This window comes from Cupriavidus phytorum, assembly GCF_003254285.1.
Taxonomy (GTDB): Bacteria; Pseudomonadota; Gammaproteobacteria; order Burkholderiales; family Burkholderiaceae; genus Cupriavidus; species Cupriavidus phytorum.
Window position 1 is genome coordinate 102,401 of record NZ_QKZN01000006.1, and the last position, 16,500, is coordinate 118,900.

Annotated in this window: 11 protein-coding genes and 2 riboswitches; of the genes, 5 read left to right on the forward strand and 6 right to left on the reverse strand. The window is 63.5% G+C overall.

The annotated features are described in order from the left end of the window. Window positions 1-118 precede the first annotated feature (118 nt). From C7416_RS16950 to C7416_RS16965, 5 genes are all read right to left on the reverse strand, one after another. Window positions 119-3,880 carry an ATP-binding protein gene (locus tag C7416_RS16950; RefSeq protein ID WP_240988246.1) on the reverse strand — a complete coding sequence of 1,254 codons (3,762 nt, stop codon included), beginning with the start codon at window positions 3,878-3,880 and terminating at the stop codon, window positions 119-121. Between the two features lie 654 nt (window positions 3,881-4,534). After that, entirely contained in the window at window positions 4,535-5,269 is a 735-nt protein-coding gene (locus tag C7416_RS28955) for an HNH endonuclease family protein (protein ID WP_146604283.1), read from the reverse strand. Continuing rightward, window positions 5,266-6,102 (reverse strand): AAA family ATPase, encoded by an 837-nt coding sequence (locus tag C7416_RS29335; protein ID WP_240988247.1) that lies wholly within the window; start codon window positions 6,100-6,102, stop codon window positions 5,266-5,268. The genes C7416_RS28955 and C7416_RS29335 overlap by 4 nt, the downstream gene beginning before the upstream one ends. 1,003 nt (window positions 6,103-7,105) lie before the next feature. After that, window positions 7,106-7,291 carry a DUF1484 family protein gene (locus tag C7416_RS16960; RefSeq protein ID WP_018005045.1) on the reverse strand — a complete coding sequence of 62 codons (186 nt, stop codon included), beginning with the start codon at window positions 7,289-7,291 and terminating at the stop codon, window positions 7,106-7,108. 365 nt (window positions 7,292-7,656) lie between these two features. Further along, entirely contained in the window at window positions 7,657-8,925 is a 1,269-nt protein-coding gene (locus tag C7416_RS16965; RefSeq protein WP_111519996.1) for a D-amino acid dehydrogenase, read from the reverse strand. Window positions 8,926-8,980: 55 nt separating this feature from the next. Continuing rightward, window positions 8,981-9,098: riboswitch (glycine riboswitch) on the reverse strand. After that, a riboswitch (glycine riboswitch) is annotated at window positions 9,099-9,197 on the reverse strand. 233 nt (window positions 9,198-9,430) lie between these two features. Between C7416_RS16965 and C7416_RS16970 the strand changes: the two genes are divergently transcribed. The 3 genes from C7416_RS16970 to C7416_RS16980 are packed head-to-tail and all read left to right on the forward strand — an operon-like array spanning window position 9,431 to window position 13,465. Continuing rightward, window positions 9,431-11,707, forward strand: a complete 2,277-nt coding sequence (locus C7416_RS16970) for a TonB-dependent receptor (RefSeq protein ID WP_111519997.1) — start codon at window positions 9,431-9,433, stop codon at window positions 11,705-11,707. Window positions 11,708-11,711: 4 nt separating this feature from the next. Continuing rightward, window positions 11,712-12,959 carry a sialidase family protein gene (locus C7416_RS16975; RefSeq protein ID WP_240988248.1) on the forward strand — a complete coding sequence of 416 codons (1,248 nt, stop codon included), beginning with the start codon at window positions 11,712-11,714 and terminating at the stop codon, window positions 12,957-12,959. After that, a complete protein-coding gene (locus C7416_RS16980) occupies window positions 12,956-13,465 on the forward strand; it encodes a TlpA family protein disulfide reductase (RefSeq protein WP_111519998.1) in 510 nt (169 codons plus the stop codon). The genes C7416_RS16975 and C7416_RS16980 overlap by 4 nt, the downstream gene beginning before the upstream one ends. A 43-nt stretch (window positions 13,466-13,508) precedes the next feature. Here C7416_RS16980 and C7416_RS16985 read toward each other — a convergent pair whose 3' ends face one another. After that, window positions 13,509-13,991 carry a DUF3597 domain-containing protein gene (locus C7416_RS16985; protein WP_111519999.1) on the reverse strand — a complete coding sequence of 161 codons (483 nt, stop codon included), beginning with the start codon at window positions 13,989-13,991 and terminating at the stop codon, window positions 13,509-13,511. Between the two features lie 340 nt (window positions 13,992-14,331). Here C7416_RS16985 and C7416_RS16990 point away from each other — a divergent pair, with 340 nt between their 5' ends. Together C7416_RS16990 and C7416_RS16995 are read left to right on the forward strand one after the other, a co-directional pair. Next, window positions 14,332-15,423, forward strand: a complete 1,092-nt coding sequence (locus tag C7416_RS16990; RefSeq protein ID WP_111520231.1) for a porin — start codon at window positions 14,332-14,334, stop codon at window positions 15,421-15,423. 32 nt (window positions 15,424-15,455) lie between these two features. After that, window positions 15,456-16,499, forward strand: coding sequence for an MBL fold metallo-hydrolase (locus tag C7416_RS16995; RefSeq protein WP_181461253.1), 1,044 nt, complete (start codon window positions 15,456-15,458; stop codon window positions 16,497-16,499). Window position 16,500: the final 1 nt, after the last annotated feature.

The following is a 16,500-nucleotide window of genomic DNA, read 5'->3' on the forward strand; positions in this document are numbered from 1 at the left end:
ACGGGCCATTGATTAGCTGGTCCTTTGGCCTAGTACGTCAGCGGCCAGCACCTGACCTTTGGTGGTGGGGCACCGGTTAAAGGATGCTCCGCCAGCGCAGCACTCAGAGCAGTTGCACCTACAGTACGACGCCATCTTTGGCAGACCATTGGGAAAAAGTCCGATGGATGTGTGCGTGAGTTTGAAAGACTCGCTGTCTGCCCTCATTAGGGAGCAAGTCGTACCCATCCATCTTCTTCAGCCAGTCACGTTCGCCCCAGTTGCACCAGACGAGGACCTGGCGCGTCTCCTTCAGATACCGGCGAAGCAGATCCGCCCGGACGTAGAGCAGCTTGTGCTTGTCGCCAAAATAGCCTTCGCCTGCTTGTCTGTAGAGCGTTGCGGGATGGTCGCTTGCATCGAAGAAGTCGATTTCGCGGTTGCTGCAGGAGAGGCCAAGACGCTGGATCAGGCTTGGCGCTGGTATGTGAAAACCCGAGAAGGTGTTCTGCGCGGAGTGGTAGGACTCCCAGCCAAACTGGATGGATGGCAGCTCAAGTCGGACACCCGGAATATGGCGGGTGGTGGGGACGTCGAATTCAATGACGGAAGCTTCTTCGTCGCCGGTTGTAGTGCCTGACATCGAGGCGATCTTGATGGTGAGAGACCGCTTCTCACCGGCGCTGTAGTCACGCTCGTACTCATCGAACGCCTCCGCAATCTGCCGGCGGTATAGGCCATTGCGCTTGAGAAGATGCCGCGCAAAGTTGTGGCGGTGGCTTGGCTCTCCTGCGAACAGATAGTGCTCGTCGGCTCCCTCTGGGATCTTCTGGTTACCCGGGTAGTCGATGGACAGGAACCTCGACCGGAGCGTGTCCACATCCTTCTTGGCCACAAACACTCCGCGCAGGAAGGCAAAGAGTTCACGGTCGTGCGAGCTGTCAGCTCCTTGGACAAAGCCTTCGACGAGCACCCATTCACCCCGATGCCCATTGATCTCGGGGACCACCAAAAGCGAGTGCCAGTTTGGCGTGAACCCCCCTGCGACCCAGTCCTCCGTGGTCGCGGCGGGCGAACCGAAGAGGTCCGGTAAGGGAGGCGTCCAATCGGGTGGCGCCTTGGGGAAAGTGGGATCTACACCGCAATCGGAAGGCCGGCTACCCTGACGCCAATCCGGGAGCTTCCGGTTCGCATCGCGCTCTCCCCACATCTCGAAGTACGCGATCCAGGAATACTTCTTACCGTAGCGGTCAACTTTATGTTCGTTGCGAGCGTTCCAAGAGTTCCGCCCAATCTCCGACTCGACGTGCTCGAACCGCTTGTCCCGATACCCCAGGTCGAACATGCGCCGCTCGATCTTTGACCGTACCCGCACGTAGTCTGGCTTCGTATAGTCATAGTTTGCCCTGTTGGGAATCAGTCGACCGATGGTGTAGTTGCCGAAGTCCATTTGGATGGCGTGGCCAATTGCATCCTTGACTGCGTCATCAGGCGTTCCATTGCTGGTGAATGGCGACGGGGTATTCGGGAATGGTCGGCTGAGGTAGCGGCCTGACGTCTTCGGCAGCTTGACGCACCTTGCTCGCCGCGCGACCTCGATAATCCCAAGCGCGTAATCCCGCATGAGCGTGTGGTGCGTCGCGTGGCGCGCACGAGGCGCGAACATCTGAAGGTAGAGCTTCTTGGCCAGGTCCCCAAGGAGCGGCCTGAACGAAGCTGCCTTTTTGGAATCGACCAGCGACAGGGCCGTCCCGTAGGCGGCCGCAAGTACTCGCTCAGGGAGATACGGATCGTTAAATTCTAGGCATGCCACCGCGTGCGAGAACAGTAAGTCCGGATGTTGCTCTCCGATCAGAACGAGTGCCTTGGTTGCAAGGTCGCGATCACTGCGAACAACTGTGGGCAGGACCAGGGAGAACAACACCACGAGCTCGGCGGCCACAGCCCTAGTCATGCTCACTGTGTCGAGCTTCTCCGCCCAGGTCAGCAGCCGATGAATGGTCGGTGAGGCATACCTTCGTCGCAGGTATTCGGACCAGCACAGGTCGCGGTCAGCCATTGGATAACGCGACAGAAACTTGTACAGCCGCTTGGCATGGTAGGGATGGCTCGGTTTCGTCGCGACGGCCGCCAACGCATCCACGACGCGCTCCCAGGCGTGGGAACTTGCGCCCAAGTATTGATTGATGACCTTCTGCGTCCCCTCGGTGAACGCGGTCGGACTTCTCCAGAACAGGCCATCGACAAACGGCTCGAAATAGGCGTTAAGATCTTGTGCTTCCCGTGGCAGCGAGAAAAAGAGCTCGCGTTGGCTGGTAGGAAGCCTGCTCCCAACGCGCTCGGGGAACTCCGTGATCAATGCTTGGGCCCATCCCGGCTCCGCATAGTGGCCGAAGTTCCGATCGGTTAGCCGGAAGACCTTCGCGAGCGGAGAGGTGGCTGCGAAGCTGTCCTTGATGGCAGCAGGCGACGACGGATCCAGGTATGCCTTTAGCAGGTGCCTGGCTATCAAATGGTCGCTGAACCGCTGGTAAGGCAATCGGTACACCACCCGGGACTTGTGCTGTCCGTCCCTCGTGGAATACCAGATGGCGTCCTCTTCGATTAGCCCGTTCGTACGCATCGCCTCCAGAAGCTGGCGCCGTTGAGCGGGTCGTAACGAAGGCCTGCTCGCGGCGACGATGCGGTCTGCCTCTGACGGGAGGACATAACCGCGGAGTTTCGCTGCCATGCAGGGTGCGAAACCGGCAATCCGCTTGTCGACGAACTTGTCGTCACCCTTCAGCAAGATCCAGCATCCCTTGTCCTGCAGCCCGAACTCGTGTTCGATATGTTGCCCAACGCGATTGACGAATGATTCCAACACGAACGTCATGCCGCGCTGTCCGGAGGCGATGCCTGCGAAGCCCTTTGCCAGTTTTTTGCCCGACAGGCTCTGCAGCGACTGGCAGATGAGTTTCAAGGTGAGAGGGCGCGAAAACTCGCGGTCCAACAGCGGAACCTCCGGCAACGGCAGCTGATAGTACTGAAAGAAGGCGGCCTGCGCATCGAACTCCTGGTCGTCGAACCCGTAATGCTGAAGGCGATGAAATTTCTCTAGGTCCGACTTCTCAATGGCTATGGCCTCAAATGGAGTCCGGCATGTCACGACCACCCCGATGTTGGGGTGGTCGGCGACGAGTGAGGTCAGGGTACTGATCGCCTGTCGCCACTCGCGCCGACGTCCCTCATTGACGCCGTCGACCACGAAAACAGTGCGGCCTCTTGCCCCTTGGCCGGCACCCGAAAGCTCGGCGAACTTGTCCTCGACCGAAGTCGCCTCGCCGAGGCGCGCGCAAATATCCGCAAGCACGTCGCCTTCGAAGTTCTTCGCCAGCACCAAGACTGTGGGAGCTTCACGGGCAAGGCGCTCACTGGTGACATCGCACAGCAGGTGGGTCTTGCCCGTGCCCCATTCACCACCGATGAGCAGGAGCGGATCAGAGAGCAGCTTGAACGACGGGCTGCCCGCGTATTCCGCCTCATCCCGAACAACGCGCAGGCAGCGGCCAATCGCATCCAAGTTCGCGCGCACGCTGTTGTGCGCGGAAGAGTAGCTCCCGTCGTCCGGGGCAAGCTTGGCTTCCTCGGCCCGCCAATGGGCGATATCCTGCATCAAGCGGGCGTCGATCTCAGACAGCTGGTCGGCCCATTCATAGCCCGCAGTGGCATCGCGCGAACGCAGGCGGTCCATCATCGCCGGAAGCGATGCGCCAGCGGCGTCAACCAAATGCTCGATCTCTGCGGGTCTTTGGCTATGATGCTTGGCGCGCTTCCAGGCCTCGGCGAACTCGTCGAGGACCGACCGGAAGCGCGTTTGCGCAGCATCGCCACATGCAACGTTGTCGATGGCGGTAGACAACGCGGCAATCCGAAGATTAGGCGCGCTCGGATCGATGCCGGGCGTATACCTTTGGCCCGCTTGACGTATTTGATCCCTGCAAAGATTGACCAGTACCGCTGAAAGTGATGGCGGATCAGAGGGCATAGTTCACTGTGTAGTAGCTAGACGGTATCGCAATCCAGGAGGAGGCCTGGTCGAACGCCCCCTACTTCGCCGCTAGCTTGTCTGGGACACGGGACTTGCCAGTGGGGGCGGAAGGGCGGGTGCGCAACGCGTGGACGCCGGGTCTTCGAATCATTTGTCTCGAGGCTAGTTTCGCGGGCATAGCGGGCGCTCGGGGTGCTGGCTCGTAGGACTGCTTGCAGCCTGAAACGGTCAAGCTGCCCGGCCGGGCCCGAAGGGCTGTCCGGTATAGGCAGAAGATTGAAGTTCACCAACGGCTGCTTTGCCACTGCTATTGCGTGACGGCCAGGATGGGGAAATGTATGGTGGGGCCGTCTGGATGATCCCACTTGGAGAATCACCTGTCGGGTGGCGCTTGTGCGTAGCAACGGTGTTCGATGCCATTCGCGGGCCGGAACCTCTCGTGGGTGTGATGTCTGTAAAGAACACCACATCATTAAGCGATGTTGTCCATGGTGGGCGACTTGGCCGTGCGTGACGTTCAAGGTTTTAGTTTCCAGTGCTTGCTTTGGCAGCCTCTCGACGACGCCGGAGCACCTTTATGATTGCGTCCTTCACATCATTTGCTCGATGCTGGTCTAGCACAGAGATCGCGCCGACAAGCATGGACAGCGCGCCTCCCCGCGCCTCTAGCCGCTCCGCGAGCGCACGCCGCTCGATCTGTCCAACATCGTTCAGCTTGAGACTACGAATTGTCCGTCTTCCCTCCGGAGACTGGCCTTCGAAAACCCAACCGCGCACGAGCAAAATGTGCTGTGAATAATTGTGAAAGTGCGGATTGACCCAGCTGAAATTGGCCGGAGCCACCGGGAACGCATCGCCGGACGTGAGAGCAATGCTGAGCACAGGACATCGAGCCGGCACGGGCCCCACGACGGCTCTGGTCATGAACCTGTATCTGCGGTTCCAAGACAAGAAATATGCGTTCTTCCGGATATTGCAGGTCCCACAAGAAAGGGCAAGGTTCCTGATCTCGTATGCAAATTGAGGAAATGTCGCCTTGTCGACAAAATGCTCAAGATGAGTCGCGTAGTCGTCGTACAGGTGACGTCTGCAAAAGCAGCAGCGTCCCAACTGCGCCGTCCTGAGCGCAATCTTCAGCCCGGCGCGGAATTCGATCGCGACTTTCGCCCTGGATTCCCATGTAAGGCCGACCAACGCCGCAGCTGTGGTCCCGGCAGGATAGCCAAGGGTCGGAACGATTCTGTCAAATCCGATGTTCACCGCTGAGGTCCTTCGTCTAGGAGCGCCTCAATGACATCGGCCATTGGATCGCTTGGAGTGAGTGCGTCACGGATTGACCTAAGCTTCGGCATCAATCCTTGGAACTCCGCATTCTCGAAGTCGCCTCGCTCGATCAAAGACACGGCTCGCTGGACCGTGTCCACGACGAGCCTGTTCCTGCTGGAGCCAACGCCGAATTGGGAAAGAAGCAACTCGTCAGACGATGCACCGTAGGACGCGACACTGGTCTGCGGCGCATCGCTACTCATGTCAACAATAGAACTGCCCTCCGGAGCGGCCCCCACGATGAGTGGCGAGTGTGTGCATACGATGAGATGCCCCTCCGTCTTCATCGCGCCTGCACACACGTCGAATACCGTCGCCATCAGCTCCCGCTGCCATTGCGGGTGGAGGTTGTTCTCGGGCTCGTCTATCAGCAGGACAGCCTTGTCCTCGAGCCCGAAGCCAATTGCCAGGATGCTGGAGAACATGTGATACTCACCTGAGCTTAATTCCATTGCTGAAAAGCCAGAATCGTCCCTTGCCGATTTCACAGTGACATCCACTAGTCGCACGAGGTCCGTGAGCAATCCCAGTCGTAGCACGTTGGGCGCGATGCCTTGGCAGTGCGCCCCCGTCTCATTAAGCTCGACCGCAAGGCGCCGCTTCCCGTTGTTCACAAAGAATTGCAGCGCCAAAAACTCGTCGTAGCCGAATTCCTGTAGCAGCCACTGCGCCGTGGCGTAGGAAATGTGCGGGCGATCTGCGGCTGTCTTGCGAGTGCTGTCGGACTCAGGTCGTATGCCTTGCACGATCCCAAGCAAGTCACCCATCGGGCCTCGTGCCTTCTTTGACACACCACGCTGGGCCTCCAAGATGTACTTTACGGATGGTCGAATTCCCGCGTGCCGATGTGCAACGCTAAAGAATTCCCATCTGCAACGCTCTGCCCTAGCAGGGTCGAGCGCAAAAGCCAGCATGGTCTCCAGCGGTGCCTTCTTGCTAAGCAGGTTGCTGATGACTCTTTGACCAACGTACGTGTAATTTGGGACGTCAAACGGACTGCGAGTTCCTCCCGGCAGTTCCTTCTGTGGAAACCGGTCAGCCACCGAACCTGATACACAAAGCACCTGATCCCGACCCGGATTCCGTACAGACGACGCCTCTTCTCGAGCGTTGCGTTCCACCACCGCCAGCCCAGACACGATACCCTTCAGCAGCGTGCTCTTATGTGAGCCGTTACGACCTGTAATGAAGGTTGTCGCAAAGTTGGTTGACCTAGGTCGATCTGACTCAAGCAACAAGTCAACCGACCTGACCTGATTGTCCCAAGTATGGAATGCCGCAGAGTGAATAACCGCCATGCTACCCCGCCTCCCAATTTTAAGTATGCCACGCGCACATTAGTATGCCACGTGCACATAAGCGTGGGCGTCTTTGACGCTCAGCCCTTGGCGGTTTCGATCGCCAGGGCAGCAACTTTGGAATACCCCATCATCCAAGGCTCTATCAGTCCTGCTTGTACGAGAGCACTTCCGTGGCAAGCCGGTGACCGAGTGAGGAGGTGCTGGTCACCCGGCAGCAAAGTTGAACGGGCGCTTTCGGACATCGAATTGAGCAAGTCGAAGGACAGACCCCGCATGCGGAACAGACATTCAATTGCAAATGCCAGCTTTCCGCTTATGGCCGACTACGGCCATTGCAATCCCCATCATGGTTGGTCAGTCAGTCGGCGTGTCGTTGGGGAATCCCATCCGTGCTCAATGACCAACTCGCGGGAGCGGACCCGCAAGGCGAGGTGTGACAGCACAGCCCCACCATCACACCCGCCAACCGCTATTGCAACCGCTCCCGCTCAACCATCAGCCCATCCAGCTGCATCTTCACCATGCCAAGCAGGCACAGCGCACTGAAGCAGCCTTCAGAGCTTTCGCTTTCGTGATCCAGCAGTACGAGAACTCCTTCAATTCCCGCGCGAACCTGCTGAAGACAGTCGTTTGTGATTTCATCGATCATTGCCATGGATTCCCCACTAGAAAAAGCGCGCCACTCATTTCCACATGAGGGCGGCGGGCCAGACGGCGAGGGTGGAAAGACCGGTCTACGGTGGGGAACCGGTCAGCCTTGCGGCTGCCTCGCCCGGCCCGCCAGGGAGCCAGCTTGGTTCGTGCGAGCACACAGGCGTTGCCTGCTACAAGGCAACGCCTGTCCACCATAAACATCCGGGCTTTCCACACCCGATCATCGGTGGTTCCGATGACGCCACCAGTATTTCGCGTAGCTACCGGGGAATCGATGAGAGATGTCGCATTTCCAGGGGCGCGCGAAGTTTGGATCCGGGCAACGGATTCAGAAATCGCAGACTCTTGAAAATGCGCGTGCGGGGATCAGGCTTGGGCAGGCGTCAGGGCCGCGCCAGGCACCATTGCCGGGGCGCTTCCCAGTGCCTGGTCCACAACTCCCGCAACCATCTCCGCCGTCACCGCCGACAAGGTCCACCCCAAATGCCCGTGGCCGGTGTTGTAGAAGATGCAGGCGGCGCGTCCGCGTCCCACTCGCGGCAGCATGTCGGGCAGCATCGGCCGCAGCCCGGCCCACGGCACCACGCTGCGCGTGCTGACGCCGGGGAAGCACTGCTGCACCCAGTCCACCAGCGGGCGGATACGGTCGGCGCGGATATCGCGGTTGGTGCCGTTGAACTCGGCGGTGCCGGCGACGCGGAAGCGGTCGTCGCCGAGGCGGCTGGTGACCAGCTTGGTTTCGTCGTCGAGCAGGCTGACCGTCGGTGCCGCCGCGCGGCTGGCGTCGTCGGTCAGGTTGACGGTGATCGAATAGCCCTTGACCGGATAGATGTTGACGCGGTCGCCCAGCGCGGCGGCCAGTGCGCGGCTGGCGGTGCCGGCGCAGATTACGGCGCCGTCGAAGGAGGCAGTGGTGCTATCGTTGCCGTCCTGCACGGTGACGGTGGCATGCCGTCCGTCGGTCTTCACCGCGCGCACGTCCTGGCCGTACAGGCAGCGCACGCCCAGGCGCGCGGCGGCGGCGGCCAGGCCGCTGGTGAACTTGTGGATGTCGCCGGTCGAATCGCTTTCGGTGAAGTAGCCGCCGTAGTAGGAGCCCGCCAACGTCGGCTCGATCGCGCGCATCTCCTGCGGGGTCACCGCGCGGCGCTCGAGCCCGCCTTGCGCCAGCAGCGCGGAGACCCGGCCGGCATGCTCGAAGCCGGCGCGGTCGCGGTAGATATGGAGGATGCCGGCGCGCTTCAGGTCGAAGTCGATGCCTTCCTGCGCCGCCCACGCAAACAGGTGCTCGCGCGCGGCGATGGCCAGGCGCGCGGTCTCGATGGTGTTGCGGCGGTAGTGGGGAATCGACGCGATGAACTCGGCGAACCACGACAGCTTGTGCCAGCTGGGCCGGGGATTGACCAGCAGCGGCGCATCCTTGCGCAGCATCCACTTCATCCCCTTGACGATGGTGGACCAGTGGGTCCAGACCTCGGCGTTGGATGCGGAGAGCTGTCCGCCGTTGGCGAACGAGGTTTCCATGGCGGCATAGCGATGCCGTTCGAACAGCGTGACGGAGAATCCGCGCCGCGCCAGCGCGTAGGCCGTGGTGACACCGGTGATGCCACCGCCGATGACAGCGATTGTCTTCATGATCTACAGGTTCCGGGAACGTCGGGGGTGGAGTCCGCACGCAACATGCGTTTAGGACGCCCCCTCTGTTCTGGACCTGAGAGATTCACGACGCCTTGCCGCGGGGCGGGCGCGCTTGCTCCTTCGGTATGCCGGGCGGACGATGGCGTCCGGCATTCTTCAGAGTGCACTGACGGGTGATGCCGGTCCTTTTGCCTGAGAGTTTCCGGGGCGGTTGCTCCTTCGGCGCCGTGCGCGGCGGGCGCCGCGACAGTCTCTCCCTGCATCACGCTGGCTTGATGCCAGTCGGGGCAATGTAGTGACAAGGCCCCGTATTGGATATGCGGGTTAACACGGAGACAAGCGGAAATGGCTGCGCCGGCCGCGTCGCTATGTCGCATCGGCCGTCGGCTTGCGGGCCCATAAAATGTCAGCGCTCGCTCTCAGAGACGTGCGGGACGCAGGGGAGGAGCGCCTGATGGTGCGCAGGCGCTGCGAGCCCACAACGACGACAACAAGGTATTCAGTGAAGAAACATCGCATTGCACTGGCCGTTTCGGCAGTGCTGATGGGCCCCGCCGTGGCCGCCGCGCAGGCAGTGGAGGCCCCCGCGTCGTTGCCGGAGGTGGTGGTATCGGCCGGCCCGGACCGCGGCAAGACGCCGGCGATTCCGCCCAACACGCCGGCGCCGGCGTATGGCATCAGCAGCACGCGCATGGCCGACTTCAACGTGGTCAATACCGAAGACGCGCTCAAGTACGCGCCCAACCTCGCCGTGCGCAAGCGCTTTATCGGCGATATGAATTCGATCATCTCGGTGCGCAGCACCAGTTCGCGCCAGTCGGCGCGCGGGCTGGTCTATGCGGACGGCCTGCTGCTGTCCAACCTGCTGGGCTCGGACTTCAGCTTCCCGCCGCGCTGGTCGCTGGTCAATGCCGCCGAGATCGAGCGCATGGACGTGCTGTACGGCCCGTATTCGGCGCTGTATCCGGGAAATTCGCTGGGCGCGACGGTGCTGATCACCACGCGCACGCCGCAGAAGTTCGAGGGCGATGCCAGCGTGCAGCTGTTCACGCAGCGCTTCAACCTGTATGGCACCCACGATAACTTCAACGGGGTGCATGCCAACGCCTATGTGGGCGACCGCGTCGGCGCGTTCTCGTGGCTGGTCAGCGTGGACCGGCAGGACAGCAAGAGCCAGCCGCTGAGCTTCTACACCGCGTCGCGCTCGACGCGGCCCGCGGGCGCGGCGGACACGCCGGTCTCGGGCGCGTATTTCGACCAGGACCAGAGCGGGCGCGACCGCGTGGTGATGGGCGTGAATAGCGAGGGCATCACGCACACCGTGCAGGACCAGCTCAAGCTCAAGCTCGGCTACGACATCACCAGCACGCTGCAGGCGCAGTTCACCGCCGCCTACTGGCAGCAGGACCGCTCCAACACCACCGGCAGTTACCTGCGCGATGCCAATGGCAATGTGGTGTCCAGCGGTCCGGTGAACATCGGCGGCTACCAGTACGTGATTCCGGCTAACGCGTTTGCGCCCGGCAATGGCGAGGATGCGCGCTGGCTCTACGGCCTGTCGCTGCGCACGCGCAACCAGACGGGGTGGAATTTTTCCGGGGTGGCGTCGCTGTTCGACGTCAGCAAGGACGTGAGCCGCAGCGCCAACGCCGTCGGCAACGGACCGGGCACGGTGACTTATGGCGACGGCACCGGCTGGCGCACGCTCGACCTGAAGGCCGACTACCGCCCCGAGCGCCTGCAGGGCGGGCACTGGGTCACGTTCGGATACCACTATGACAACTACCGGCTGAGCAACACCACCTACAACACCTCGGACTGGCGCGCGGCCACCATCACCGCGTTCAACAATGCCTTTACCGGCAAGACCGAGACCCAGGCGATCTACGCGCAGGACGCCTGGTACTTTGCCGAGGACTGGAAGCTGATCCCCGGCGTGCGCTACGAGCACTGGCGCGCCTATGACGGCAGCCGCAGCCAGCCTGGCGTGGATATCGGCTATCCGGTGCGCAGCGAATCCAACTGGTCGCCCAAGCTGGCGCTGGAGAAGGCGTTCGGGCAGGACTGGCTGGGCCGGCTGTCGCTGGGCCAGGCCTATCGCTACCCGACCGTCAGCGAGCTGTTCCAGGGCCGCATCACCGGCACCGCGCTGATCAACAACGATCCCAACCTGCGGCCCGAGCGCTCGTTCTCGAAGGACCTGACCTTCGAACGCACGGTGGAGGCGTCGAATTTCCGGGTCTCGCTGTACGAGGACGATATCCGCGATGCGCTGGTCAGCCAGACCAACACCACGGTGTTCCCCACCGTCACCAGCTTCCAGAACGTCGACCGGGTGCGCACGCGCGGCATCGAGCTGGCCTACGACGGGCGCGATGTGCTGGTGCGCGGCTTCGACCTCTCGGCCAGCGGCGCCTACAACCATTCGAAGACGCTGGAGAACGCCAACAACCCGGCCTCGGTGGGCAAGTATTTCTACCGCATCCCGAAGTGGCGCGCCAACCTGGTGGGCACCTATCGCTTTACGCCGGCGTGGGCCGGCACGCTGGCGATGACCTATTCGGGCCGGCAGTACAATACGCTCGACAACTCGGACACCAACCCCGACACCTTCGGCGGCACCAGCAGCTTCCTGACCTTCGACGTCAAGGTGACCTACAAGCCCGCAAGGAACGTTCGCCTCGGGCTTGGCATCGACAACCTCACCGACCAGCGCTATTACGTCTATCACCCGTACCCGGGCCGGACGTTCTACGCCGAGGCGAAACTTTCCTTCTGAGCACGTGAACACGCTGACTCCAACCCTGCCAGGCGCCCGCCGCGCTGTCCGCCTGATCGCTGCCGGACTGATGGTCTGCGCCACGCTGGCGTCGGCCACCGCGGCCGCACAGGCGCATGGCAACCACGCCGGCCACGGCGGCCAGGCCAAGCCGAAAACAAGCGAGCTGGGCACCGGCGCCGCCTTCGACCGCGACGGCAGGCTGTGGATCGCCTACAAGGACGGCCAGCATGTCGCGGTGCGCTCGTCGACGGACTACGGTCGCAGCTTCAGCGAAGCGCGGCATGTCAACGCCACGCCGGAGCCGGTCGCCGCCGATCATGAAAGCCGCCCCAAGGTGGCCACCGGCGCCGACGGGCAGGTCTATATCACGTGGACCCAGCCGCTACCCAAGCCATGGACCGGCTTTATCCGCTTTGCGCGCTCCAGCGATGGCGGCAAGACCTTTGCCGAACCGCTGACGGTGCATGCCAACCGCGACCAGATCGCGCACCGCTTCGACGCTCTCGCGGTGGACCGGGCCGGGCGCGTCTTCGTCAGCTGGATCGACAAGCGCGACGTGGCCGCCGCCGAGGCGCGCAAGCAGCCGTATGCCGGCGCCGCGATCTACTACGCTGTCTCGGCCGACCACGGCAAGACTTTCCAGGGCGACTACAAGATCGCCGACCAGTCGTGCGAATGCTGCCGCATCGCGCTGGCGCCCACGCCCGACGGCAGGATGCTGGCGCTGTGGCGCCATGTGTTCCCGCCCAACGCGCGCGACCACGCGCTGGCGCTGCTGGGCGCCGACGGCAAGGCCACGCCGATGCAGCGCGCCACCTTCGACGACTGGCGCATCGACGCCTGCCCGCACCACGGCCCCGGCGCGTCGGTGGCGCCGGACGGCACGGTGCATATGGTCTGGTTCAGCGTGCGCGACGGCAAGCCGACGGTGTCGCTGGGGCGCTGGCGCGACGGCAAGCTGCAGGCGCAACGCCCGCTCGATGACCCGCGCGCACAGCACGCCGATATCGTCGCGCTGAACGACAACGACATCGCGGTGGTGTGGAAATCGTTCGACGGCCAGCAGACGCGGCTCTCCGCCATGCTGTCGCACGATGGCGGCAAGACCTGGCAGACGCGCAAGCTGGCCGGAACCGAACGCGACTCCGACCAGCCGCACCTGCTGCAGCACGCCGGCCGCGCCTACGTGCTGTGGCGCACCGAGGCCGAGGGTTTCCAGGTGTTCGCGCTCGGGCAGGAGGGTGCATGATGCGATCGCGCCGCCAACTGCTTGCGGCCGCCGCCGCTGCCACCGTGACCGCATGTGCGCTGATGCTCGGCACCGCCCATGCCGCCGACCGCGTTGCCGTGTTCGAATCCGCCAGCGCCGCGCGCATCGTCGCCAGCCAGCACGGCAAGCCCTTCGTGCTGGTGGTGTGGTCGCTGGATTGCGTCTATTGCAAGCGCAACTTCGACGCGCTCGGCAAGCTGCGGGCGCGACATCCGGACCTGCGCGTCGTCACGCTGGCGACCGACAGTGCCGAGGCCTCGCCGCAGGTGCAGCAGGTGCTCGAACGCGTCCGGCTGACGCGCAATGCGTGGGTGTTCGGGCACGAGCCGCAGGAGCGGCTGCGCTATGCGGTCGACCCGGACTGGATGGGCGAGATGCCGCGCACCTACTTCTATCGCGCCGACGGCCAGCGGCAGGGTGTGTCCGGCGTGATCAGCGAAGCGGACTGGACGAAGCACCTGCGCTGGGCCCGCATCGCGGGCTGAGACCGCAGCGGCGCCGGCCCGGCGCCGCCTATCACGGCATCACTCAGGACAGTTCCTTCGGCAGCTTGCCGCCGTTGGCGGCCAGTTCCTGCATCAGCCGCTTGTGCAGCCACACGTTCATCGCCGCGGAATCGTTCATGTCGCCGCTGTAGTGCAGCTCGCGCGCCAGTTCCTTGCGGTGTTCCAGGCTGCTGTCGATGCCGAGCGCCTTCATCGTATCGACGATGGAGGTGCGCCAGTTCAGCGTCTGCCCGCTCTGCTGCGCCATGCGGTCCATGATGGCCTCGACATCGACGCCCGACAGCGGCGTTGCCTGAGACCCGGCAGGCGACCCGGCCGGCGCACCAGTAGTGCCCTGCACGTTGCCCGCGGGCGCCGCGCCGGTGCCGGCGGTGGGCGCGGTGCCGGCTGGCGCGCCCGCTGACGTCTGGGTTCCGGCGGCGGGTGGGGTGGTGGTCGCGGTGGTGGTGGCCGCCGGCTTGTCCTTGCCCAGCAGCTTGTTGAGGATGTCCTTGAAGATGCTCATGGCGGGCTCCTGAAGGGTGGAACGGGGCAGCAAGCCCTTGCAGGTTCCGGGCCACCATCGCGGTGTCGTCGTTGCGCGGCTAAGCCGCACCGTTTGTAAATGGTGCGTGTAGCGCGTCCGGCTTCCGCGCCGGCAGCGCTGGCGTGGGCATGCCTCTTCTGTTCAGCGCAGTCTTGCGCATCCCTTGGCAGATGGATCGGTAGTTTCCCCACTCTTCCTGCGTGGCCAGCAGCGTCTATGATGCGTGCTTGTTGGTTCAATAAAGAAACAGATGTTCAAATATGAACACTCGGCGACCAAAGCAGATGAAAGACCTGCCGTGGTCCAAGGAGGAGACATGATGAAATTCCGCATCGTCGCTACCGCGCTGGCCGCTGCCCTGCCGCTGGTGGCGGCAGCGCAGTCAGTAACCCTTTACGGCGTCATCGATACGGGCGTGGAATACCTGAACCACGTCGGCGCGGCCGGCCATGACCTGGTGCGCCAGCCGTCGTTGGGGGCGACCGTGCCGTCACGCTGGGGCCTGCGCGGCTCCGAGGATCTTGGCAACGGGCTCAAGAGCGTGTTCGTGCTGGAATCCGGGTTTGCGCCGGACTCGGGCGTTTCGAACCAGGGCGCCCGCCTGTTCGGGCGGCAGGCCTTCGTCGGGCTGAGCGGCCCGTGGGGGCAGGTCGGGTTCGGACGCCAGTACACCATGTTGTTCTGGGCCAGGCTCGATACCGACATCCTGACCTCCAACGTTTATGGCGTCGGCTCGATCGACAGCTATATCCCCAACACGCGCGCCGACAACGCGGTGTCGTACAAGGGCAAGTTCGGCGGCGTCACGATCGGCGCGACGTACAGCCTGGGCCGCGATGCCGTCAATGCCGGCCCCGGACCGGCCGGCACCAACTGCGCGGGCGAGAATGCCGCGGATGCGCGTGCCTGCCGCGAATGGTCGGCCATGCTGATGTACGAGACCGACTGGTGGGGCGTGAGCGCCGCCTACGATTCCCTGCGCGGCGGCCCCGGCGCCTTCGGCGGCCTGACCCGCAGCAGCCTGAAAGACGATCGGTTCTCGCTTGGCGGCTACCTGCTGCTGCAACGGACCAAGCTGGGCCTGGGCCTGCTGTCGCGCAACAACCAGGCGAGCGCCACCCCGCGCAGCGATCTGTGGTTCGCGGGCGTCTCGCATGACCTCACGCCCGCGTTCAACCTCGCCGGCGAAATCTATTACCTGCGCTACCGCCACAGCGCCAACGGGGCCTGGCTGGGCGCCATCCGCGGCACCTATGCGTTCTCGAAACGCACCTCGGTCTATGCCACCGCGGGCTATCTCGACAATCGCGGCCAGTCGGCGTTGTCGGTCAGCGGCGGCAGCCCGGGAGGCAATCCGGCGCCCGGCGGCAACCAGGCCGGCGTCATGCTTGGCATCAAGCAGATCTTCTGAGCCGTAGCAGCCTTCTTTCAAGAGGTAGAACGATGAAATCCTCCCGCTTGCTGCCGGTGCTGACCGGCATCATCCTGACCTGCGCCTCGGCGCTTTCTACCGCAGCGCCCGCTGCGGCACCGACGGCTGGCACTGCCACTGCCACTGCGGCTTCCGGCCGCGCTGGCGGCACCGATCGCACCGACCATTTCCGCGTGACGCTGCTGGGTACGGGCACTCCGGTGCCGTCGGCAACCCGCGCCGGCTACAGCACGCTGGTGGAGGCCGGTGGCCAGAAACTGGTCTTTGATTTCGGCCGCAACGTATCGGTGCGCCTGTGGCAGCTGCGTATTCCGCTGGGCAGTGTCGATGCGCATTTCCTCACGCATTTCCATTCCGACCACCTGGTGGGCCTGCCCGACCTGTGGCTGACCGGCTGGCTGCGCCCGCCCTACGGCAGCCGCGACCGGCCCATGGCGCTGTACGGCCCGGCGGGCACGCGCGCGCTGGCGGACGGCCTGCGCCAGGCCTTTGCCGCGGACATCGCGATCCGGCACAAGGACGAGGGCAGCGCGCTCACCGGGATCACCATCGATGCGCATGACGTGGCGCCCGGCGTCGTCTATGAGAAGGACGGCGTGCGCGTGACCGCCTTCGAGAACGACCACGGCGACCACATCCGCCCGTCGTACGGCTACCGCATCGACTATCGCGGCCGTTCGGTGGTGCTGTCGGGCGATACCCGCTTCAGCCCCGCCGTGGTGGCGCAGGCCAGGAACGCGGACGTGCTGGTGCATTGCGTCACGCTGATCCCGGACGCGCTGCTTGCTTCCAACCCTGCGTACCGCGCCATCTACGACCACCTGTCTTCGCCCGAGGACGCCGCGCGCGTGTTCCAGGCCGCGGCGCCGAAACTGGCTGTGTTCAGCCACATCGGCCTGAACGGCGATGCCACCGTCGGGCAGATCGTCGAGCGGGTCCGCAAGACCTACGCCGGTGAATTGCTGGTTGGCGAAGACCTGACCCGCATGGAGATCGGCCTGGATGGCCGCGCCGGGACCTCGGGCGGCATCGCGGTGTGGCAGGAAAAGCCATAAG

Bases quoted from the DNA above. Each gene is read 5' to 3' on its own strand.
- C7416_RS29335 (WP_240988247.1), bottom strand. From the start codon at position 6,102: ATGGGTGACTTGCTTGGGATCGTGCAAGGCATACGACCTGAGTCCGAC.
- C7416_RS16960 (WP_018005045.1), bottom strand. From the start codon at position 7,291: ATGGCAATGATCGATGAAATCACAAACGACTGTCTTCAGCAGGTTCGC.
- C7416_RS16965 (WP_111519996.1), bottom strand. From the start codon at position 8,925: ATGAAGACAATCGCTGTCATCGGCGGTGGCATCACCGGTGTCACCACG.
- C7416_RS16980 (WP_111519998.1), top strand. From the start codon at position 12,956: ATGATGCGATCGCGCCGCCAACTGCTTGCGGCCGCCGCCGCTGCCACC.
- C7416_RS16985 (WP_111519999.1), bottom strand. From the start codon at position 13,991: ATGAGCATCTTCAAGGACATCCTCAACAAGCTGCTGGGCAAGGACAAG.
- C7416_RS16990 (WP_111520231.1), top strand. From the start codon at position 14,332: ATGAAATTCCGCATCGTCGCTACCGCGCTGGCCGCTGCCCTGCCGCTG.
- C7416_RS16995 (WP_181461253.1), top strand. From the start codon at position 15,456: ATGAAATCCTCCCGCTTGCTGCCGGTGCTGACCGGCATCATCCTGACC.